The 20,867-nt window shown below is 49.4% G+C and carries 21 protein-coding genes; 19 read left to right on the top strand and 2 right to left on the bottom strand.

The features are described from left to right. Positions 1-4: 4 nt before the first annotated feature. The 16 genes from mutL (at position 5) to rplI (ending at position 15,208) form a co-directional block, all read left to right on the top strand. The gene (gene mutL, locus EDI28_RS24050; RefSeq protein WP_128786421.1) at positions 5-2,047 is read left to right on the top strand and encodes a DNA mismatch repair endonuclease MutL; all 2,043 of its coding nucleotides are present in this window, start codon (positions 5-7) and stop codon (positions 2,045-2,047) included. Next, the gene (miaA, locus tag EDI28_RS24045) at positions 2,044-2,979 is read left to right on the top strand and encodes a tRNA (adenosine(37)-N6)-dimethylallyltransferase MiaA (protein ID WP_128786420.1); all 936 of its coding nucleotides are present in this window, start codon (positions 2,044-2,046) and stop codon (positions 2,977-2,979) included. Before mutL ends, miaA begins: the two co-directional genes overlap by 4 nt. 85 nt (positions 2,980-3,064) lie before the next feature. Continuing rightward, positions 3,065-3,325: an RNA chaperone Hfq gene (gene hfq, locus EDI28_RS24040; protein ID WP_128786419.1), complete on the top strand. Its 261-nt coding sequence runs from the start codon at positions 3,065-3,067 to the stop codon at positions 3,323-3,325. 28 nt (positions 3,326-3,353) lie between these two features. Then, the gene (gene hflX, locus EDI28_RS24035) at positions 3,354-4,643 is read left to right on the top strand and encodes a ribosome rescue GTPase HflX (RefSeq protein ID WP_128786418.1); all 1,290 of its coding nucleotides are present in this window, start codon (positions 3,354-3,356) and stop codon (positions 4,641-4,643) included. 57 nt (positions 4,644-4,700) lie between these two features. After that, complete coding sequence (gene hflK, locus EDI28_RS24030; RefSeq protein ID WP_128786417.1) at positions 4,701-5,861, top strand: FtsH protease activity modulator HflK; 1,161 nt, start codon at positions 4,701-4,703, stop codon at positions 5,859-5,861. Between the two features lie 2 nt (positions 5,862-5,863). Next, positions 5,864-6,850: a protease modulator HflC gene (gene hflC, locus EDI28_RS24025; RefSeq protein ID WP_128786416.1), complete on the top strand. Its 987-nt coding sequence runs from the start codon at positions 5,864-5,866 to the stop codon at positions 6,848-6,850. 87 nt (positions 6,851-6,937) lie between these two features. Further along, entirely contained in the window at positions 6,938-7,132 is a 195-nt protein-coding gene (locus EDI28_RS24020) for a DUF2065 domain-containing protein (protein WP_128786415.1), read from the top strand. A gap of 122 nt (positions 7,133-7,254) precedes the next feature. Further along, positions 7,255-8,571, top strand: coding sequence for an adenylosuccinate synthase (locus EDI28_RS24015; protein ID WP_128786414.1), 1,317 nt, complete (start codon positions 7,255-7,257; stop codon positions 8,569-8,571). Between the two features lie 260 nt (positions 8,572-8,831). Then, the gene (gene motX / locus EDI28_RS24010; protein WP_128786413.1) at positions 8,832-9,458 is read left to right on the top strand and encodes a flagellar protein MotX; all 627 of its coding nucleotides are present in this window, start codon (positions 8,832-8,834) and stop codon (positions 9,456-9,458) included. Between the two features lie 173 nt (positions 9,459-9,631). Continuing rightward, positions 9,632-10,063: a nitric oxide-sensing transcriptional repressor NsrR gene (gene nsrR / locus EDI28_RS24005; RefSeq protein WP_128786412.1), complete on the top strand. Its 432-nt coding sequence runs from the start codon at positions 9,632-9,634 to the stop codon at positions 10,061-10,063. Between the two features lie 124 nt (positions 10,064-10,187). Continuing rightward, positions 10,188-12,725 carry a ribonuclease R gene (rnr, locus tag EDI28_RS24000; protein WP_128786411.1) on the top strand — a complete coding sequence of 846 codons (2,538 nt, stop codon included), beginning with the start codon at positions 10,188-10,190 and terminating at the stop codon, positions 12,723-12,725. Between the two features lie 3 nt (positions 12,726-12,728). Beyond that, entirely contained in the window at positions 12,729-13,469 is a 741-nt protein-coding gene (rlmB, locus tag EDI28_RS23995) for a 23S rRNA (guanosine(2251)-2'-O)-methyltransferase RlmB (protein ID WP_128786410.1), read from the top strand. A gap of 293 nt (positions 13,470-13,762) precedes the next feature. Continuing rightward, positions 13,763-14,164, top strand: a complete 402-nt coding sequence (rpsF, locus tag EDI28_RS23990) for a 30S ribosomal protein S6 (RefSeq protein ID WP_128786409.1) — start codon at positions 13,763-13,765, stop codon at positions 14,162-14,164. A gap of 7 nt (positions 14,165-14,171) precedes the next feature. Continuing rightward, entirely contained in the window at positions 14,172-14,474 is a 303-nt protein-coding gene (gene priB, locus EDI28_RS23985; RefSeq protein ID WP_128786408.1) for a primosomal replication protein N, read from the top strand. 16 nt (positions 14,475-14,490) lie between these two features. Next, a complete protein-coding gene (rpsR, locus tag EDI28_RS23980; RefSeq protein WP_002539422.1) occupies positions 14,491-14,718 on the top strand; it encodes a 30S ribosomal protein S18 in 228 nt (75 codons plus the stop codon). A gap of 37 nt (positions 14,719-14,755) precedes the next feature. Further along, positions 14,756-15,208: a 50S ribosomal protein L9 gene (gene rplI, locus EDI28_RS23975; RefSeq protein WP_128786407.1), complete on the top strand. Its 453-nt coding sequence runs from the start codon at positions 14,756-14,758 to the stop codon at positions 15,206-15,208. A gap of 110 nt (positions 15,209-15,318) precedes the next feature. Here rplI and EDI28_RS23970 read toward each other — a convergent pair whose 3' ends face one another. After that, positions 15,319-16,068 (bottom strand): DUF481 domain-containing protein, encoded by a 750-nt coding sequence (locus EDI28_RS23970; protein ID WP_128786406.1) that lies wholly within the window; start codon positions 16,066-16,068, stop codon positions 15,319-15,321. A gap of 244 nt (positions 16,069-16,312) precedes the next feature. Here EDI28_RS23970 and EDI28_RS23965 point away from each other — a divergent pair, with 244 nt between their 5' ends. The 3 genes from EDI28_RS23965 (at position 16,313) to EDI28_RS23955 (ending at position 20,134) form a co-directional block, all read left to right on the top strand. Next, entirely contained in the window at positions 16,313-17,710 is a 1,398-nt protein-coding gene (locus EDI28_RS23965) for a replicative DNA helicase (RefSeq protein WP_128786405.1), read from the top strand. A 72-nt stretch (positions 17,711-17,782) separates the two neighbouring features. Continuing rightward, positions 17,783-18,862 (top strand): alanine racemase, encoded by a 1,080-nt coding sequence (gene alr / locus EDI28_RS23960; protein WP_128786404.1) that lies wholly within the window; start codon positions 17,783-17,785, stop codon positions 18,860-18,862. Between the two features lie 24 nt (positions 18,863-18,886). After that, positions 18,887-20,134: a BamA/TamA family outer membrane protein gene (locus EDI28_RS23955; RefSeq protein ID WP_128786425.1), complete on the top strand. Its 1,248-nt coding sequence runs from the start codon at positions 18,887-18,889 to the stop codon at positions 20,132-20,134. Positions 20,135-20,184: 50 nt separating this feature from the next. On the opposite strand, the gene EDI28_RS23950 is transcribed toward EDI28_RS23955, so the two are convergent. Further along, positions 20,185-20,604: a secondary thiamine-phosphate synthase enzyme YjbQ gene (locus EDI28_RS23950; RefSeq protein WP_128786403.1), complete on the bottom strand. Its 420-nt coding sequence runs from the start codon at positions 20,602-20,604 to the stop codon at positions 20,185-20,187. Positions 20,605-20,867: the final 263 nt, after the last annotated feature.

Genomic DNA, 20,867 nt, shown 5'->3' with positions numbered 1-20,867 from the left:
AATTATGCCAATTCAGATCTTGCCTGCCCGGCTGGCAAACCAAATTGCTGCTGGTGAAGTCGTTGAACGCCCTGCCTCGGTGGTCAAAGAACTGGTTGAAAACAGTTTGGATGCTGGCGCAACTCGAATTGATATTGATATTGATAAGGGGGGCAGCCGTACAATCCGTATCCGTGATAACGGGAAAGGGATCCCGAAAGATGAGCTAAGCCTGGCCCTAAGTCGCCATGCAACGTCGAAGATCACCTCGTTAGATGATCTTGAAGCCATCGTGAGTCTCGGCTTTCGCGGTGAAGCATTGGCGAGTATCAGTTCGGTTTCCCGCCTCACCTTGACCTCTAAAACGGCGGCACAGGAAGAAGCTTGGTCCGCCTATGCAGAAGGCCGGGATATGGATGTGCAGCTCAAGCCGGCCGCACACCCCGTAGGGACGACGCTTGAGGCCTTAGATCTGTTTTTCAATACGCCAGCCAGGCGTAAGTTTTTGCGTACCGAGAAGACGGAGTTCGGCCATATAGACGAGCTGCTCAAGCGGATCGCTCTGAGTCGGCTGGATGTCACTATCAATTTGCGTCATAACGGAAAAGTTATCCGTCAATACCGCGCAGCACAGACGCAGGTACAGAAAGAGCGTCGGCTGGCAGCAGTGTGCGGTTCCAGTTTTCTCAATCATGCGCTGGCTGTCGAGCTGGAACATGGCGATCTGAAACTATCGGGTTGGATCTGCAGTCCGCAAGGGGCCAGAGCCCAGAACGATATTCAGTACTGCTATGTTAACGGTCGCATGATGAAGGATAAGCTCATCAATCATGCTATCCGCCAGGCGTATGAAACCAGTCTTAGCACCAATCAGTATGCAGCCTATGTGCTGTTTATTGAGGTTGACCCGCACCAAGTTGATGTGAATGTTCATCCGGCTAAACATGAAGTGCGCTTCCACCAAGCCCGTTTGGTGCATGACTTTATTTGTCAGGGGCTTCAGAGTGCATTGCGGCAAAGCCTCGAGGAAAACGGCGAATCGCTTTATCAGCCACCTCAGCGGGCGAGTGCCGCCGTCAACCTGAGTGATGAGCCTGCGGTAAATGAAATTGCCGAGCCATCGGCGGTGATGTCTGCGGTGGCACGTACCCCCGATTACCCGAATAAGGCCGAACCGAGTGAGTGGTTACCCTCTTCTGAGGAAAGGGCCACCGCCTACCGAGAGCCGGTAGGGCAGCCTAGTCATTCCAGCGTTAGCCGTGGTGCATCATCAGGGGCTGCGTATTCTCCGAAAGCTCAAGGGCAGCCGCGTCAGTTTGGCAACGATGCGCCGTCAAAGCGAGAAGTTAGTGCTTACCAACAGTTGATGCAAACACCGAGGCAGGATGATTTTGAATCCTCTTTATCGTCCGAGCCTGTGCAAATGAACCATGCTCGGGAACAGAGCCTCTCTTCAGTGCCGTCGCCAGTACGGCAAACTGCGTTCGATGCGCAAAATGGCATCGGCCTAGGCAAGGCACTGTGTCTGGCGGAACAGCGCTACCTGTTGTTAAGCCGTAATAACGGGGTCTTTGTGCTGTCGCTCGACTACGCCCAGCGCTTGCGCTGCAAAGGCCAGTTGCAACTGGCACAGACTGAAGGACTGAAACCTCAGCCATTACTGATCCCGCATTCAGTACCGGTAGAGTCAGGCATGATAGAATGCGCTGAGCAGCATGCCCAGTTGCTCAAGCAACTAGGGATTCATCTAAAAGCCAAGGGCAAGAGCGGGCTGATCATTATGTCCGTCTGTATGCCGCTTAGGCAGCAAAACTTGCAGCAATTGATTCCTGCCCTATTGGGCTACCTGACTTCGGTGGCCGATGACCCTGAAGCACAAGGTTGGGATAAATTGCTGGACTGGTTAGCATCACAGCTAGTGATTCCGACCGATGGATTCAGTTTGTCACAGGCGATTCAGCTGGTGACGGAACTGGAGCAATTATGGGGGGATACACTTGAACATTATTACCCAAACTTGCTGCGCCCTGTTGATGTAGGCGCGGCAATAGAAGCATTTAATTTATGAGCAAGCCATACCCTCAGGCCATTTTTTTAATGGGGCCGACCGCATCGGGAAAAACAGATCTGGCGATTCGATTGCGTCAGCAGTTACCGGTGGAGTTGATAAGTGTTGATTCAGCCCTTATCTATAAAGAAATGGACATCGGAACAGCAAAGCCTGATGAGCGGGAACTTTCCCTTGCTCCTCACCGTCTGATAGATATTCGTGATCCAGCGCAAAGTTATTCAGCTGCAGACTTTCGTGCTGATGCACTGAAAGAAATGGCTGATATAGTTGCAGCAGGGCGAATTCCTCTGCTAGTTGGTGGTACTATGTTGTACTACAAGGCATTATTAGAAGGTTTGTCGCCATTACCAGCGGCGGATCCTGAGATTCGAGCTGAGATTGAACGAGAAGCCGAAGAGAAAGGCTGGCAGACATTGCACGAAGAGTTAGTGCGGATTGATCCGGTATCCGGAGCCAGGATCCACCCTAATGATCCGCAGCGACTCTCTCGGGCATTGGAAGTTTTCCGTATTTCGGGTAAAACTTTAACAGAGCTGACGAAAACCCAAGGTGAATCTTTACCGTATAAGGTTCACCAATTTGCAATAACACCCAAGGATAGGGCTGTCCTACATCAAAGGATCGAGCAACGTTTCGACAAAATGATCGAAGCTGGTTTTGAACAGGAAGTTCGTGCTTTGTATGAGCGAGGTGATCTGCATCCAGATCTTCCATCAATACGTTGCGTGGGTTACCGACAGATGTGGGAATACTTGGACGGGAAGTGTGATTTGGACGAAGCGGTATTCCGCGGAATCTGCGCGACCCGTCAATTGGCGAAACGTCAAATAACCTGGCTGAGAAGTTGGAAAGATTTGACGTGGTTGGATAGCAGTGATGTGGATAATGCGTTACAAACAGTCACAAACTCAGTTAGATGTGATGTTTGATTAGCGTGTATACTCTCACTGTTTTGCGTATTTTTAATTTTGTTCGTTGCTAAATACAACTACAAACAAATAAGGAAAAGAAATAATGGCTAAGGGGCAATCTTTGCAAGACCCGTTTTTGAATGCGCTGCGTCGGGAAAGAATACCGGTCTCTATTTACCTGGTTAACGGCATTAAACTTCAGGGCCAGATTGAATCATTTGATCAGTTCGTGATCCTACTTAAAAACACTGTAAACCAGATGGTGTACAAGCATGCGATCTCTACTGTGGTTCCTGCTCGTCCAGTGAACCACCATCACGCAGGTGACCGTCCGGTTCCTGCTCAAGAAAAAACAGAAGAATAAGGTATTCTTCAAATAAGGAGTTGATTGCTTGTTTGACCGTTATGAAGCCGGTGAGCAGGCTATTCTTGTTCATATCAACTTCACGCAAGAAGGGGAATGGGAAGACCTAAGCGAATGCGAAATGCTGGTCTCCTCGGCGGGAGTGAATACGCTACGTGTGGTAACAGGTAGTCGTAAAACTCCCCACCCTAAGTATTACGTGGGAGAAGGTAAAGCACAGGAAATTGCCGAAGCGGTTCGGGCTGAAGAAGCCGAGATCGTGATATTCAACCACTCCCTCTCTCCAGCGCAAGAGCGTAATCTGGAGCAACTTTGTAAATGTCGAGTGTTAGACCGTACTGGTTTAATACTGGATATTTTTGCCCAGCGTGCGCGTACCCATGAGGGTAAGTTGCAGGTCGAGCTTGCTCAGTTGCGACATATCTCCACTCGACTGATCCGCGGTTGGACCCACCTTGAACGACAGAAAGGTGGTATCGGCCTGCGTGGTCCGGGTGAAACTCAGCTGGAAACGGATCGCCGCCTATTACGAGACCGTATCAAAACTATTTTACGTAGATTAGAAAAGGTGTCGAAACAGCGCGATCAGGGGCGTAGAGCAAGAAATCGGGCTGAAATACCCACAATCTCATTGGTCGGTTATACCAATGCGGGGAAATCGACGTTATTTAACCAAGTCACAAATGCCGGCGTCTATGCGGCCGATCAGCTGTTTGCGACCTTGGATCCAACCTTGCGTAAAATTGACGTTGCCGATGTCGGTACATCAATTTTGGCCGATACGGTTGGGTTTATTCGTCACTTGCCCCATGATTTGGTGGCTGCATTCAAGGCAACACTGAAAGAAACCCAAGATGCAAGTTTGTTATTGCATGTGGTCGACGCCAGTGATGAGCGTTTTCGTGAAAACATTGATGCAGTTGATAACGTGCTCGAGGAAATCGATGCTGATGAGGTTCCTGTTCTGATTGTGATGAATAAGATCGACAATCTGGAAGGTGCCGAGCCTCGCATTGAGAGAGACAAAGACGGGATCCCCCAGCGTGTTTGGGTGTCGGCGATTGAAGGGCAGGGGATCGACCTGCTGTTTGAAGCGCTCACTGAACGTTTGTCTGGCACCATAGTGAAACATACCCTGTGCTTGCCGCCACATCTGATTGGCCGCTATCGCAGTAAGTTTTACCAACTTGGATGTATCTTGCACGAAAAATATGAGTCTGATGGAAGCCTGACGATTGATATTCGTTTACCGCTGACTGAGTGGTCTCGGTTACAAAAAAGAGAAAGTACTTCGTTAGATGACTTTATCGTTGCTTAATGGACTGCTAGAGTAATAAGAAAAACTGTCGTCATATCATATTGATGGAGTTCTATAATGGCGTGGAATGAGCCTGGTAACAACGGTGGCCGTGATAAAGACCCTTGGGGGAACAATAATCGCGGCGGTCGTGATCAAGGTCCTCCGGATCTCGATGAAGTTTTTTCAAAACTGAGTCGTAAGTTCGGTGGCATTTTGGGAAATAAAAAAGGACCTTCGGCTGGTGGTAGTGCTGCCGGTCTTGGGGCAATTGCGGTACTAGCTGTTGCGGTATGGGGTTTCTCTGGTTTCTATACCATTGGTGAAGCGGAGCGAGGCGTAGTGCTACGCTTTGGTAAGTTTTACGAGATGGTCGATCCCGGTTTGAACTGGAGGCCGAGGTTTATTGACGAAGTTAAGCCAGTTAACGTTCAGGCGATTCGTTCACTGCGTAGCTCCGGTCTGATGCTAACCAAAGATGAAAACGTACTGAAAGTTGAAATGGATGTTCAGTACCGTGTTTCTGATCCTAATAAGTATCTGTTTAGTGTGACTAATGCCGATGACAGTCTGCGTCAGGCCACTGACTCTGCACTGCGTGCGGTGATTGGTGACTCGACAATGGATCAGGCATTGACTACTGGTCGTCAGACAATTCGTGCCCATACCCAGGAAGCAATCGATAAGATTATCCAGACTTATGATATGGGTATCTTTGTTGTCGATGTGAACTTCCAATCAGCGCGTCCGCCGGAAGCGGTTAAAGATGCGTTTGATGATGCTATCGCAGCACGAGAAGATGAAGAACGTTTCGTGCGTGAAGCCGAGGCATACAGCAATGATATCTTGCCGAAAGCAACGGGTCGTGCAGAGCGTTTGAAGAAAGAAGCTGAAGGTTATTCTGAGAAAGCTGTCAACGGTGCTCTCGGTGAAGTTGCCCAGTTCGAAAAGCTATTGCCTGAATACCTAGCTGCTCAGGAAGTAACTCGTAACCGTCTGTATCTGGAAACGATGGAACGCGTTTACAGTAGTACCAGCAAGGTAATGGTTGATTCAAACTCCAGTGGTAACTTGCTGTATCTACCGCTAGATAAACTGATCAATCAGTCCGATCAAGGCAGCAAGCCGAAGAGCAGTACATCAAGCGGCTCCTATGGCATTGAGCTTGAAAAAGTAGAAACTACAGCTCCTGTATCCACGGCTCCACGTGGCGATAGCGGCCGTCAAGGGAGATATTAATTATGCGTAAGTTAATGATCCCAGTGATTGTCATCTTTATTGCTGCATTGCTGATGTCGATGTTTATCGTACAAGAAGGTGAGCGCGGTATTGTGGTTCGGTTCGGCCGGATCCTTAAAGACAACAATACTGAAATTGCACGTATCTACGAGCCGGGCTTGCACTTTAAGGTGCCAGTATTTGATCGAGTACGTATGCTTGATGCCCGTATCCAGACCATGGATGACCAGGCTGACCGTTTCGTAACGTCAGAGAAAAAAGACGTTATCATTGATACCTATGTTAAATGGCGTATCGAGGATTTTGGTCAGTACTACCTGACAACTGGCGGTGGTAATGCCTCAACGGCGGAAGCGCTGTTGAAGCGTAAAGTGGTTGATAGCCTGCGTTCAGAAATTGGTTCGCGTGAAATCAAGCAGATTGTTTCCGGTCCTGATCGTGGAACACCTGTTGTTGCTTCTGATGAAGACGATGCACCGGCGACAGAGATTGTTGCTGAGATCGCTCCTCGTAAAGAGGTCGAAGGTCAGCGTGATCAAATCATGGACAATGTCCTTGCTGATATCAAAATAAGTGCGATGAAAGACTTGGGTGTCGCTGTAGTTGATTTCCGTATGAAGAAAATCAACCTGCCTGACGAAATCAGTGAGTCTATCTACCGTCGTATGCGTGCCGAGCGTGAGTCTGTAGCTCGTAAGCACCGCTCGCAAGGTCGTGAGAAGGCTGAGGTTATACGAGCTCAGTCTGAGTTGGAAGTGGCAAAAATTCTTGCCGAAGCTGATCGTCAGGCACGTGTTGTGCGTGGTACGGCTGATGCAAGAACGGCTGAGATATACTCTACAGCGTTCAACAAGGATCCAGAGTTTTATAACTTCCTGCGATCTCTGAAAGCGTACGAGAACAGCTTCAACTCGAAGAATGATATCTTGGTGGTTGACCCGAACACTGACTTCTTCAAGTATATGAAAGAAGCCAACGGCGTAAACTAAGCCAACGTAAAACGAATAGAAAGACAAGGTTTCGGCCTTGTCTTTTTTTTTGTCGTTGGAACAGAATACAAAATTAAGGTAGTAATCATGAATAAAGCGATTTGGTTGGCTCTGGGCTTAGTGTTGGTATTTGAAGGGCTTGGGCCATTACTTGCGCCGAAGGGGTGGCGAGAGATGGTAAGCCAACTGAGCCAGCAAGATGACAACACCCTGCGCCGGATTGGTGGTTGCCTGGTGGTTACTGGCAGTGTGATTGCTTACATGATGTACACTAGTATGTAAATCGCCCAAGCATGCAACCGTGACAGTGTTCTTGCAGAAATATCCGCTACGGTTAAAAAATGACTGCAAGGCGTTCTTTAAGGTGCTAGAATCCTTTTTTAACTACTGATAGACGAAGAAAGATGGCAAATAATGTAGTCGTTCTTGGCACCCAATGGGGTGACGAAGGTAAGGGTAAGATCGTTGATCTTTTGACCGAAGATGCAAAGTATGTAGTACGCTACCAAGGTGGCCACAATGCAGGTCACACTCTTGTCATTGACGGTGAAAAAACTGTCCTTCACCTGATCCCATCAGGTATCCTGCGTGACAACGTTAAATGCATCATCGGTAACGGTGTTGTACTTTCTCCAGATGCTCTGATGAAAGAAATGGGCCCGCTAGAAGAGCGTGGTATCCCTGTTCGCGAACGTCTGTTCCTGTCAGAAGCTTGTCCGCTAATCCTTCCGTATCACATCGCACTAGACCAAGCTCGTGAAATCGCTCGCGGTAAAAAAGCTATTGGTACTACTGGTCGTGGTATCGGTCCAGCTTACGAAGATAAAGTTGCTCGTCGTGGCCTGCGTGTTGGCGATCTATTCGATAAAGCAGCATTTGCTGAGAAGCTTAAAGAAGTTATGGCTTACCACAACTTCCAGCTTGAGCATTACTATAATGCCGAGCCTGTAAGCTACGAAGAAGTACTAGAGACAATCATGTCTCAGGCTGATGTACTAACCGCTATGGTTATCGATGTTACTAAAGAGCTTGATGATGCGCGTCTACGTGGCGACAAGATCATGTTCGAAGGTGCTCAAGGTACGCTGCTAGATATCGACCACGGTACATACCCGTATGTTACCTCTTCAAACACAACCGCTGGTGGCGTTGCTGCTGGTTCTGGTTTCGGTCCTCGTCACCTTGGTTACATTCTGGGTATCGCAAAAGCATACTGCACACGTGTAGGTGCTGGTCCATTCCCGACTGAGCTATATGATGGTCAGGATAAGCAAGACCCTGTTGGTAAGCACCTAGGTGAAGTCGGTAACGAGTTTGGCGCAACGACTGGTCGTCTACGTCGTACAGGTTGGTTTGATGCGGTAGCTATGCGTCGTGCAATTCAGATCAACTCAATCTCAGGTTTCTGCCTAACCAAGCTAGACGTATTGGATGGCCTGAAAGAAATCAAGATCTGCACTGGTTACAAGACTAAAGATGGCGAGCTCCTGGAAGTGTCTCCAATGGCGGCTGATGCTTACGAAGATCTTGAGCTAATCTACGAAACAATGCCAGGTTGGTCTGAGAACACATTTGGTGCTAAGTCACTAGATGCACTTCCACAGACAGCACTAGATTATATTGCTCGTATCGAAGAGCTGACTGGCGTGCCGATTGATATCGTATCAACTGGCCCAGATCGCAACGAGACAATCATTAAGGTTCACCCATACGGTGAATAATCATCATTATTGATGATAAGTATGATTAGAAGAAACCAACCTCAAGGGGTTGGTTTTTTTATGTCTGTTGTTTGGTGGGATGCTGGCAGTATTATCCTAGTATGGGCCTTGCTCCCATAATTTGCAGATGTTTGTTGCGTCAATTTTCCTGCTGTGTAATGAATTCAAGCGGCAAAAAATTGCCGTTTTCCTGATAAAAGAGGTTAAAGTCTGACATACTCTTGCCGATAAGTTATCTACGGTTTAATAGAGACTTGTGAATGAAACTGCGCATACTACTTCTTTCCACATTGCTGACAGCGACACCCGTTTATGCATTAGAAGATGTAGGCGAAGCAGTTCCCGTATATACCGAGTCAGAGCTGATCCGACTGTTTGACTCTAACAGCCATCTTCAGCAGGTAAAAGCCGATGACTGCCAGTTGCTTCAGGATATCGAAGCGCATGCTATCCGGGTTGAATCGCCTGCCTATCAGTTTCTGTATGGCGATATGCTGGCGTGGGGCGTATGTGTCGATCGCGATGTTGAGCTGGGCGTGTACTACATGCAGTCTGCGGCCAATCAGGGCTCGCCGGCAGCGCTGGAGCAGTTGGGACGCTACTATGCTAGCGGTACCCTGGTTCAGCAGGATAGGGAGCGTGCTATTCCCTATTTGCGTGAAGCCGCATCAATGGGGAATGTTGATGCTCGGATCCAGTTAGCAGAATTACTGCTGAACAATTATGGCAGTCCGTTGGATTTTGAGGACGCCTACCGCTGGCTGTATAATACGGTGACGGCGAGTCGCAAGACCCATAGCAAGATTACACGCTTGCGCCATAGCCTAGAAAACCGGATGCCGGGTAATGTGATTGCCAGGGCAAAACGTCGTGATACGTTCTGGTAGAGAATATTGCTGTAGCAATAATGGATAAATGAAAGAGAGGCTTTGGGGGCCTCTCTTTTAGTATGGACTGCGAGGTGTTGGTAAAGTTACATCTATAATGCATCTTATAAGTTGTATCTGATCTGTATCTTTTAGTCAATAACCCGATTAAAATGACAGCAGGAGGAGTTATTGTGCAGTTAACAAGTTTTACCGATTATGGCCTGAGGGCCCTGATATACTTGGCAACGCTACCGGAAGGTGAGCTGGCTAGTATTTCGAAAGTGACCGACATCTATAGTGTGTCACGTAACCATATGGTTAAGATTATTAATAAGTTAGGCCAATTGGGCTATGTCGAAACCGTCCGTGGTAAGAATGGCGGAATTCGCCTGGGAATGCCTGCGGATAAGATAGTTCTCGGCGATGTGGTGCGGGCAATTGAGCCATTGCAGATAGTTAACTGCAGTGAAGACTTTTGCCATATTACACCGGCTTGCCGCCTGAAAGGGATTTTGGACTCGGCAAGGCTTGCGTTTTTAGCCGAGCTTGATCGGCATACGCTGGCAAGTTTGATCTCGGATAACCCGCCGCTGCGTGTACTGCTGGATCGCCCTGTCGCTTAATCGTATAGCCAATCAATAACTTCTTAAATTATTCAGTGGAGCAAAGAAATTGAACTTTGCTCCCGTCTGTTCACCTATGGCCCGGATATACTATGGTTATATCTTCGCCAATATGGATCTACTTATGTCCAAAGGTACTACCGATTTACCGGTCGACCCTTTTCGCGATCGCGAAGCATCAAATTATGAAAACCCAATTCCAAGCCGTGAGATGCTCCTTGAAGTGATCCGCGGCTTTACTGCACCTGTTAGCCGTGATCAGCTGTTTGCTGAGTTAAAGCTGGAAGGTGATGAGCAGTATGAAGGTTTGCGTCGCCGTCTGCGTGCGATGGAACGTGATGGCCAACTTATTTTTACTCGCCGCCAATGCTATGCCCTACCTGAGCGCCTTGACCTTATCAAAGGCCATGTGATTGGCCATCGTGATGGTTTTGGCTTCCTGCGTCCTGAAGGCACCAATGCCAAAGAAGAGGATTTGCTGCTGCCGCATCATCAAATGCGCGGGGTGATCCACGGTGACTATATTCTTGCCCAGGTTGCGGGTACGGATAAACGAGGCCGTCGTGAAGGTCGCGTGGTCCGTGTCCTGCAGGAATACGCCGGCCAGATTGTAGGCCGCTTCTTTATCGAAGACGGTATGGGTTACGTAGTACCGGATGACTCCCGTATCTCTCAGGATATTGTGATCCCGAACGAGTACCGTATGGGAGCACGGATGGGAAATGTGGTGGTTGTCGAGATCAACCAGCGTGCAACTCGCCAGTACAATGCCGTCGGTAAAGTGGTCGAAGTGCTGGGTGAGAATATGGCGCCGGGGATGGAAATCGAGATTGCCCTGCGTACCCACGATATTCCCAGTGAGTGGCCGAGCGAAGTTGAAAAACAGATCCAGGGACTAGCGGAAGAAGTTCCTGAGGAGGCGAAAAAAGGCCGTGTTGATCTGCGTGATTTACCATTAGTGACTATTGATGGTGAAGATGCCCGCGACTTCGATGATGCTGTTTATTGTGAACCGAAGAAGTCAGGTGGCTGGCGTCTGTGGGTTGCGATTGCCGATGTGAGCCACTATGTTCGTCAGGGCTCGGCGTTGGATAACGAAGCGGTGAAGCGAGGCAACTCGGTGTACTTCCCTTCTCAGGTTATTCCAATGTTGCCGGAAGTACTGTCGAACGGTTTATGTTCACTGAACCCGCAGGTAGATCGCCTGTGCATGGTATGTGAAATGACTATTTCGGAAAGTGGCAAGCTGTCTGGCTACAAGCACTACGAAGCCGTGATGAACTCTCATGCCCGCCTGACCTATACCAAGGTCAGCAACATGCTGGATGGCAATGAAGAGCTGCGTGAGCGCTATGCGCCACTGGTTCCGCACCTCGAAAACTTGTATGGCATGTATAAGGTATTGAAGACAGAGCGTGAATCACGTGGCGCTATTGAATTTGAAACGGTGGAAACCAAGTTCATCTTCAATGCAGATCGCAAGATTGACCGCATTGTGCCGGCAGAGCGCAATGACGCGCACAAGATCATCGAAGAATGTATGATCCTGGCCAATATTGCCTCGGCACGTTTTGTCGAGAAGGCCAAAGAGCCTGCGCTTTACCGTGTGCATGATTCGCCGGGCGAAGAGCGCCTGATAGGCTTCCGTGATTTTCTTGGGGAGCTGAGCTTGCACCTGTCTGGCGGGCTGGAACCATCTCCGCGTGACTATGCTGAACTGGCAACTCTGATCCAAAACCGTCCGGATAAAGAGCTGATTCAAAGTATGTTACTTCGCTCGATGAAGCAGGCGGTATATCAGGCTGATAATCTTGGTCACTTTGGTTTGGCACTGAAGCAGTACGCGCACTTTACTTCACCAATCCGCCGTTACCCGGATTTAACCTTGCACCGCGCACTTAAGTATCTGATAGCCAAGAAAGAAGGCACAAATACCGATCGGTGGACACCAACCGGTGGTTACCATTATTCATTCGATGATATGGATACGTTGGGTGAGCAGTGCTCGATGACCGAGCGTCGTGCTGACGATGCGACTCGCGATGTGGCGGACTGGCTGAAATGTGAGTACATGCAGGATCATGTCGGTGATGAATTTGACGGCGTGATTGCCAATGTGACGGGCTTTGGTTTCTTTGTTCGCCTGAATGAGCTGAACATTGACGGTTTGGTTCATATCTCGAATCTGGCCAATGATTACTACCAGTATGATGCAATTGGCCAGCGTCTGATTGGTGATAGCTCCGGTCAGGTTTATCGCCTCGGTGATACGGTAAAAGTGAAGGTTGCGTCGATTAATCTCAATGATCGCCAGATTGACTTTGATATCGTCGGTAGTACCCGCAAGCCTCGTGGAGCGGGCAAGACCGACAAAAACCGAGAGAAAAAACAACGGATGCGTAAGGCGGAAGGCCTGCAGCGCCAGAGCATGAAAGCCTATCGTGTCGAAGACGGCGAGGCCCAAGCGCAGCAAGAGCACCGCAGCAAGTCGAAGAAAGAGCGCAGCTCGGTACGCCAGAAACTAAAGGCCGGAGCAATCCCACGCCCAGAGGACGATAAAGCCCCTAAAGGCAAGGCTAACGAAAAGAAAGCCAAGAAGAAATCGACCAAGAAACGTAAGCAACGAGCTGGTAAGAAAGAACGAGAAGCGAAGAAGAATTAAGTAATGAGTAATCAAGTAATTTTCGGCATTCATGCCGTAAAAGCCATATTGGCTTCCGATCCGTCACGCTTTATCGAAGTGTTTGTGATGAAGGGGCGCCAGGACGATCGCCTTATGCCTGTGCTGAACGAGTTACAGATGCTAGGTATTACCATGCAGCAGGCTGGTCGCAAGGCGATGGACGATAAAGTCAAAGGAGCCTCTCATCAGGGCATCATTGCGCGTGTAAAACCGGGTAAGCAGTACAATGAGAACGATCTTGACGATCTGCTGGCTGGCGAAGAGAACCCGTTGCTGTTGGTACTGGACGGTGTGACAGACCCGCATAATTTAGGGGCCTGTCTGCGAAATGCTGATGCGGCTGGTGCCGTGGCGGTGATTGTGCCCAAAGATCGTTCCGCCCAGCTGAACGCGACGGCGAGCAAGGTTGCTTGTGGTGCGGCAGAAGTCATGCCACTGGTTCGTGTAACCAACCTGGCACGCTCTCTACGCGCACTGCAGGACAAAGGTGTCTGGGTTGTCGGTACGGCTGGTGAGGCGACTCACGATATCTATCACAGCAAACTGACCGGTCCGCTGGCCATCGTGATGGGTGCAGAGGGCGAGGGCATGCGCCGTCTGACCCGCGAAACCTGTGACGACCTGATCAAAATCCCGATGGCAGGCTCGGTATCAAGCCTGAACGTCTCGGTTGCAACGGGTATCTGCTTATTTGAAGCGGTACGCCAGCGTCAGGACAGTTAAGAGCGAGGACTAGGAAAAGCTGGCCCTCGGCCCTAGCAAGAGCAGAAGCGTAGAGATTGTGGCGCTTCTGCTTTTTTATTTTTGATGAATTTGCGGTTCTGAAAAATCCTGCTTTTCCACTATCCCGTATCTAGAACCTCCCAACTTTGCCTTTATCCATAAAATTAGCTTGCTAAAATTGCCCATTCTCTATACTATTCTGCCTCCAAATTCTCGGTTCTTTTTTTAGTTCCTTGCTTCTCCTGGATAACCGAGCCAAATAGAGAAGCTGATTAATCCGTAAGGAGCAACCAATGCGTCATTACGAAATCGTATTCATGGTGCACCCTGATCAAAGCGAGCAGGTTGCTGGCATGATCGAGCGTTACACTGCTGCTATCAAAGATTCTGGCGGTCAGATCCATCGTCTAGAAGATTGGGGTCGTCGTCAGATGGCTTACCCAATCAACAAACTGCACAAAGCACACTACGTTCTAATGAACGTTGAAGCTGAGCAGTCTGTAGTTGACGAACTGGAATCAACTTTCCGTTTCAACGATGCAGTGATCCGTAACATGATCATGCGTACTAAAGGCGCTATCACTGAGCCATCTCCAATGATGAAGGCTAAAGAAGAGCGTGCCCCACGTCGTGAAGAACGTGCAGAGCAGCCAGCTGCTCCAGCACAGTCTGAAGGCGAAGCAGCAGCTGAGTAATTTGTAAATGACCAATCGTCTGGAGTTATCTGGCGTTATTGCCAAAGACCCCAAACGAAGCAAATCTCTGGCGGGAATACCTCATTGTCACTTTGTGCTTGAGCATCGTTCCTACCAGCAGGAAGCTGATTTACCCCGCCAAGTGTATTGTTACATTAACGTGGTGGTTAGCGGGCAAGGTCAACAGATACTCACTCAAGATTTAGTTGTTGGCAGTCACATTAAGGTAGGAGGCTTTGTCTCTTATCAAACCGGCCGAAATGGCATTGGTAAATTAGTGTTACATGCCGATCACATTGAAAAAATTTAGTTCAGGAGATAAGCCCATGGCACGTTTCTTCCGTCGTCGTAAATTCTGCCGTTTCACTGCAGAAGGCGTACAAGAGATTGACTACAAAGACGTAGCAACTCTAAAAAACTACATCACTGAAGCTGGTAAAATTGTACCTAGCCGTATCACAGGTACTCGCGCTAAATACCAGCGTCAGCTAGCTCGCGCTATCAAGCGTTCTCGTTACCTAGCACTTCTACCATACACTGACAAGCATCAGTAATCGGTAGCGGTTTAATTAAGTTTAAGAGGACAAGATAATGCAAGTTATTCTACTTGATAAAATCGGTAACCTAGGTAGCCTTGGTGATCAAGTTAACGTTAAATCTGGTTTTGCACGTAACTTCCTGATCCCTCAGGGTAAAGCGGTTATGGCAACTAAAGCTAACGTTGAAATGTTTGAAGCTCGTCGTGCTGAGCTAGAAGCGAAAGTTGCTGAGCAACTATCTGCTGCGCAAGCACGTGCTGACAAACTAAGCGCTCTAGAAGCAGTTGTTATTGCTTCTAAAGCGGGTGACGAAGGTAAACTATTCGGCTCTATCGGTACTCGTGACATCGCTGACGCTGTAACTGCAGCTGGCGTTGAAGTAGTGAAGAGCGAAGTTCGTCTACCTGAAGGCGCGCTACGTACTACTGGCGAATTCGAGATCAGCATCCAGCTGCACTCTGACGTATTCGCAACTATCAACCTAACTGTTGTTGCTGCAGAGTAATAGCTTTTAGTGTTGTTAGTCGAAAAGCCAGCCTTCGGGCTGGCTTTTTTGTATCTGGCGTTTGGAAGGTGCGGTATTGAGAGATGCGGTATAGGGAATACGTAATACTGTTAGATCTTGAACAGCAAGTTGATAGTCATCGTCGAATCACGTTTTTCCAGCCCGTTTGGTACCCAGCTGTTGAGTTTCTGGGTATTGCTGAACTTGATCGCGATATGCTCGGTGATTGAGCTGGTAAGATCGATTTCTGTTTCCAGCGTACTGTTGCTGTTACCGGCAATACCGGTAAAACGGGCATTGAGCTCGACGGTTTTCGACGGCTTCCAGGTGAACTTGGCACTTCCACGGAGGATCAGTTCATCCACCGTTTCCGGGACGATGATGTCATCATCATCAATTTCATCAGCATTCGGTTCCTGATGGCGATAGCCCGGACCGGCTTCCACTTCCATCTGAAAGGTTTCCAGTCGCAATAGCTGATAACCGAGACCGGTGGCCAGGGTCAAGTCGATAAAATAAGGGCCATACCTATCATCAACATAGTTGGTGTTGCCCAGTACATAGGTACGCTCGTTGATTTTCATATCCGTCTGCAGCTCAACTTGGCCCTTGCGCTTATCTTCCTCACCATCTTTTTCGGCCAGTAGGTATTTCGCCTCGGCAGTCTGGCGGTATTGGTTTTTGACGTAAGTTAGCCCCACACGCGTATTGAGTGACTCCGAGTCAGAGTTGCCTCCTAATGACTGGTATCCCAGCTCAAGCTCGCTCGACCAGGGGGAAGGGATCTGGGTCGGAGTGTCGTCGTCGGCATAGGCTGTGATATTGGCAAGCAGCAATAAGGTCAGTAAATATCTTGCCAAGTGTCCTCCTTCGGGACGAGAGTAAAATGAGATAACGGGAGTTGACTACAAAGTTTACCTGAACAATGTCAGCATTTGGTCAAAATCATGATGATTCTCGATACCGAGTTGAAATGCACGGCATAATACTCCAGGGATCGATACGCTTTTCAGTTATTGTACTTTTCCCCGCTATATTGATACATAGACCCAGCATGAATAATGTATAATGCCCGGCTTAGTTTCCGGTAAGCACGCAATTCCTATGGCAGAGAAAAGTAAACCGAATAAACCCAAAGATTCCCAGATGGACGCTATCAAAATGCCTCCTCACTCTCTGGAGGCCGAACAGTCCGTCCTTGGCGGCTTGATGCTGGATAATGAGAAGTGGGATGCAGTGGCTGAGAAAGTGGTCGCCAATGACTTCTACAGTCGCCCTCACCGCATTATTTTCGAAGGCGTATCGGTTTTACTTGAAGGTGGCCAGCCTCTCGATCTGATTACCTTGTCTGAGCATCTCGAGCGAGCCGATCACCTGGAAGATGTCGGGGGCTTTGCCTACCTGGCAGAACTAGCCAAAAATACACCGTCAGCGGCAAATATTTCTGCCTATGCAGACATTGTCCGCGAGCGGGCACTGATCCGAGATATGATCGGCGTGGCAAATGAGATTGCCGATGCCGGTTATGATCCGCAAGGGCGAACCAGTGAAGATTTGCTCGATATGGCGGAAAGCAAAGTTTTTGCTATTGCCGAGCAGCGCACCAACGAAAATGAAGGACCGCAGAATGTCGATACTATTCTGGAGAAAACGTTAGAGCGTATCGAACTGTTGTATCAGACACCGCAGGATGGAGTTACCGGCGTATCAACGGGTTTTAGTGATCTGAACAAGAAAACTGCGGGTTTGCAAGGTTCTGATTTGATTATCGTGGCGGCACGTCCATCGATGGGTAAAACAACCTTTGCGATGAACCTGTGCGAAAATGCGGCCATGGAGCAAGAAAAACCGGTGCTGATTTTCTCGCTGGAGATGCCTGCCGAGCAGATCATGATGCGTATGCTCGCCTCTCTCTCTCGGGTCGATCAGACTAAGATCCGTACCGGCCAGCTTGATGATGAAGACTGGGCACGCATTTCATCGACGATGGGTATTCTGATGGAAAAGAAGAATATGTTTATCGATGACAGCTCGGGCCTGACACCGACAGAAGTGCGTTCCCGTGCCCGCCGTATTGCCCGCGACAACGGTGGGATCAGTATGATCATGATCGATTACCTTCAGCTGATGCGGGTTCCCGGCTATCAGGACAACCGTACCTTGGAAATCGCAGAGATTTCGCGCTCTCTTAAGGCTCTGGCGAAAGAATTAAACGTTCCTGTGGTCGCACTTTCTCAGCTGAACCGATCGTTGGAGCAACGTGCCGACAAACGCCCGGTTAACTCGGATTTGCGTGAATCGGGAGCCATCGAGCAGGATGCCGACTTGATCATGTTTATTTACCGTGATGAGGTCTACCACGAAGACAGCGCCCTGAAAGGGATTGCCGAAATCATTCTCGGTAAACAGCGTAACGGCCCGATTGGTTCTATACGGCTGACCTTCCAGGGGCAGTTCTCTCGATTTGATAACTATGCCGGCCCGGCTTTCGACGAAGAGTAACCGGACGGACTTTCTTTATGACTTGGCGTCGGATCACCGGCCCAGGCCGGATTCATTAATGTAGGATTTTTGATGAAAGCGGCGACAGCTTATATCAACACAAAAGCGCTGACCCATAATATCAGCCAGCTCCGATTACAGGCTCCGAACAGTAAAATACTGGCGGTGGTGAAGGCCAATGGTTACGGTCATGGTCTGGCCCGCGTGGCACAAAGCCTGCCGGATGTGGATGGTTTTGGTGTCGCACGGATTGAAGAGGCGCTGACCCTGCGTGCAGGCGGCATCGTGAAGCCCGTACTTCTGCTTGAAGGCTTCTATGCCGCTACCGATCTGCCGGTACTGGTCACCAACAACATCCATACTGTCGTTCACTCTGTCGAGCAGCTAGAGGCGCTGGAACAGGCCCAGCTGGATAGCCAGGTCGTGGTGTGGTTGAAAATTGATACCGGTATGCACCGCCTTGGTGTACGCCCGGAACAGCTCGATGAGTTTGTTGAACGCCTGCATGCGTGTCCGAATGTGGCAAAACCGTTACGGTATATGAGTCATTTTGGCTGTGCCGACGAGCTGAACAGCGCGGTGACTCATCAGCAAGTTAATACTTTTCTTAGCCTGACTGAAGGTTGTCGTGGAGAACGCTCATTGGCGGCTTCTGCAGGTATCTTGGCTTGGCCTGACAGTCACCTAGAGTGGATCCGTCCTGGGATTATCATGTACGGGGTGTCACCGTTTATGGAGACCGAACGGTCGTCGGCGGCATTCGATATGAAACCCGTGATGACGCTGACTTCCAGCCTGATTGCTGTCAGGGATGTGAAGAAAGGTGAGCAAGTCGGCTACGGCGGGATTTGGACCAGCGAACGCGATACTAAAGTCGGAGTGATTGCGATTGGTTATGGTGATGGGTATCCGCGCTCGGCACCGAACGGAACACCTGTATTGGTCAATGGCCGTACAGTGCCGATGGCTGGACGGGTATCGATGGATATGCTGACGGTAGATCTTGGTCCGGATGCTGCAGATAAAGTGGGTGACGAAGCGATTCTATGGGGAGAGGGCTTGCCAGCCGAGGTGGTTGCCGAGCATATCGGTACAATTGCCTATGAACTGGTAACTAAGTTGACTTCCCGGGTGGCGATGGCCTATTTGTAACTATCTTAAATTTGGACAGTTTTGATTAAGTCTTATAGTTTCAAAGCCGTAGCAGTTGCTGCGGCTTTATCATATTCACTGGCTTCGTATGCTGATGGTTGGCCTACCTGGGAACCTGAAACGGCGGTAGTACCGTTTGTCTTTTCGAGTGACTCGATGGGACTGTCGGTTGGTATGGCCGGGGTACTGAAAGGTGCCGGACAGCCACAGGCGGCATTGCTAGGGGCTGGGCTGATAACCGACAAAGAGACTTGGTTAGCCTACCTGGGTGCGAGTAACTATACCTTGGCGACGGATAGCCGATGGCTTTTTGGTGCAGAGTTATATTCAGCCGAGTTCAAGCAGTTTGATTACTACCTTGGCAAAGCGACGAGCAACGACTCGGTCGCGGATGACGCTACGGTGGCAGATGCGACGGAGAGCCAATACCGTATCTCTGCCCGCTATATTTTGCCACTCGGTGCTGCAGAGCCCCAGGGAATAAAGGCGGCACTAAGACCCAACCGGCCCCTTACTGGCAGTACGCCATGGACGAGCGGGGTGACATCGATAGAGTTAAGGCCGTTCTATCAAAGTCGGGAATTTTCCGATCTCGTGACCAATGTCGATCCGGCTTTTAGCGAAGCCGAAAGCGTCTGGGGTCTGGAGACTCGCCTAGACTGGGATAATCGCAACAACAGCCGTAACCCAACCGCGGGAAGTCGCAGCCAGTTCGGAGTCACTTATGATCCGGGTAGCTCCGATCACGCCAGCTGGTGGAAGTGGGAGTTGAGCCAGAGTTGGTTTTGGGATATCGGGGCATTGGGGGAGGTATTCGACCAGCAGGTGCTGGCACTGAATTTCTATACTGGCGATACCCCGAGTTGGAACAGTACAGAAAATATCGACGGTGTCGAGATGCTTCGTCGGCCACCGGCCTATGCCGGAACCCGGCTCGGTGGGCTATATCGGTTACGAAGCTTTCAGAGCGGCCGGTTTGTCGATCGTGCCGCCCTGAGCTACAGCATGGAGTACCGAGTATTGCCAGACTGGCAGCCACTCAGTGATTGGCCGGTCTTTAACTGGTATGACGTACCTTGGTGGCAGTGGGTTGCCTTTGTCGATATCGGGCGAGTGGCCGATGAATATGATCTGGCAGAGTTGCACCAAGACATGAAATGGAGTGCTGGCGGGGCTATCCGTTTTCAAGTCGAAGGTATTGTTGTTCGTACGGAAATGGCCTGGGGCAGTGAAGACAGTTTGTTCCGCGTTATGATTAATCAACCGTTCTAAGCCGGCATCGAGTATCTAGATTCTAGCTACTCGTCCTCATTAACCACACATTATTCCCCTTGGATCGTCACGACGATCCGACGGCTGCCACCATGATCTCTATGTTCACCGAGGTAAATCCCCTGCCAGGTACCAAGCGCCAGGCGCCCCTGTGAAATAGGTATGGTAATGCTGTTACCTAGCGTCGAGGCCTTTATGTGGGCAGGCATATCATCATCGCCCTCATAGGTGTGCTGGTAGTAGGGGGCGCGCTCCGGGACTGAGTGGTTAAAGTGAGCCTCCATATCGCTGCGGACGGTAGGGTCGGCATTCTCGTTGATGGTCAGGCTGGCAGAGGTATGCTGGACAAAGCAATGGACCAGGCCGATGTTATAGTGGCGGAGTTCTGGGATTTGTTGTTCAATTTCATCGGTTATAAGATGAAAGCCTCGGCGTCTTGGTTTGATCTGAATTGTCTTCTGGAACCACATAACGTATACCTTATTGTTATCGCATTGCCGTCATATTAGATGATTACAGTACTCATCTGATATTTTTACGTCTATTATTTACTCTTTATTTTCGTGACCTGACTCAATGAAGGTAAAGGCGGCTTCGCGTCATAATCTGTCATAAGTCGTAAAATTACAAAAATATAGCCTACCGAGCTGGTTGCGCTAAAATTGACAACATTTATAAATATCGGGGATCCATGGTCTGGATGATACTGACTGGATCAATGGATTAAGAATTA

Source organism: Photobacterium chitinilyticum (genome assembly GCF_004104355.1).
Classification (GTDB): Bacteria; Pseudomonadota; Gammaproteobacteria; order Enterobacterales; family Vibrionaceae; genus Photobacterium; species Photobacterium chitinilyticum.
Note: the sequence above shows the minus strand (reverse complement) of the source record. Positions and strands in the feature narration are given on the sequence as shown.

What these genes read in the sequence shown, in the direction of transcription:
- mutL (WP_128786421.1), top strand. Translation starts at nt 5, where the DNA reads ATGCCAATTCAGATCTTGCCTGCCCGGCTGGCAAACCAAATTGCTGCT.
- EDI28_RS23965 (WP_128786405.1), top strand. Translation starts at nt 16,313, where the DNA reads ATGGCAGAGAAAAGTAAACCGAATAAACCCAAAGATTCCCAGATGGAC.
- EDI28_RS24020 (WP_128786415.1), top strand. Translation starts at nt 6,938, where the DNA reads ATGAATAAAGCGATTTGGTTGGCTCTGGGCTTAGTGTTGGTATTTGAA.
- EDI28_RS23950 (WP_128786403.1), bottom strand. Translation starts at nt 20,604, where the DNA reads ATGTGGTTCCAGAAGACAATTCAGATCAAACCAAGACGCCGAGGCTTT.
- rplI (WP_128786407.1), top strand. Translation starts at nt 14,756, where the DNA reads ATGCAAGTTATTCTACTTGATAAAATCGGTAACCTAGGTAGCCTTGGT.
- hflK (WP_128786417.1), top strand. Translation starts at nt 4,701, where the DNA reads ATGGCGTGGAATGAGCCTGGTAACAACGGTGGCCGTGATAAAGACCCT.
- priB (WP_128786408.1), top strand. Translation starts at nt 14,172, where the DNA reads ATGACCAATCGTCTGGAGTTATCTGGCGTTATTGCCAAAGACCCCAAA.
- rlmB (WP_128786410.1), top strand. Translation starts at nt 12,729, where the DNA reads ATGAGTAATCAAGTAATTTTCGGCATTCATGCCGTAAAAGCCATATTG.
- alr (WP_128786404.1), top strand. Translation starts at nt 17,783, where the DNA reads ATGAAAGCGGCGACAGCTTATATCAACACAAAAGCGCTGACCCATAAT.
- rpsR (WP_002539422.1), top strand. Translation starts at nt 14,491, where the DNA reads ATGGCACGTTTCTTCCGTCGTCGTAAATTCTGCCGTTTCACTGCAGAA.
- rnr (WP_128786411.1), top strand. Translation starts at nt 10,188, where the DNA reads ATGTCCAAAGGTACTACCGATTTACCGGTCGACCCTTTTCGCGATCGC.
- miaA (WP_128786420.1), top strand. Translation starts at nt 2,044, where the DNA reads ATGAGCAAGCCATACCCTCAGGCCATTTTTTTAATGGGGCCGACCGCA.
- rpsF (WP_128786409.1), top strand. Translation starts at nt 13,763, where the DNA reads ATGCGTCATTACGAAATCGTATTCATGGTGCACCCTGATCAAAGCGAG.
- EDI28_RS24015 (WP_128786414.1), top strand. Translation starts at nt 7,255, where the DNA reads ATGGCAAATAATGTAGTCGTTCTTGGCACCCAATGGGGTGACGAAGGT.
- hfq (WP_128786419.1), top strand. Translation starts at nt 3,065, where the DNA reads ATGGCTAAGGGGCAATCTTTGCAAGACCCGTTTTTGAATGCGCTGCGT.
- hflC (WP_128786416.1), top strand. Translation starts at nt 5,864, where the DNA reads ATGCGTAAGTTAATGATCCCAGTGATTGTCATCTTTATTGCTGCATTG.
- motX (WP_128786413.1), top strand. Translation starts at nt 8,832, where the DNA reads ATGAAACTGCGCATACTACTTCTTTCCACATTGCTGACAGCGACACCC.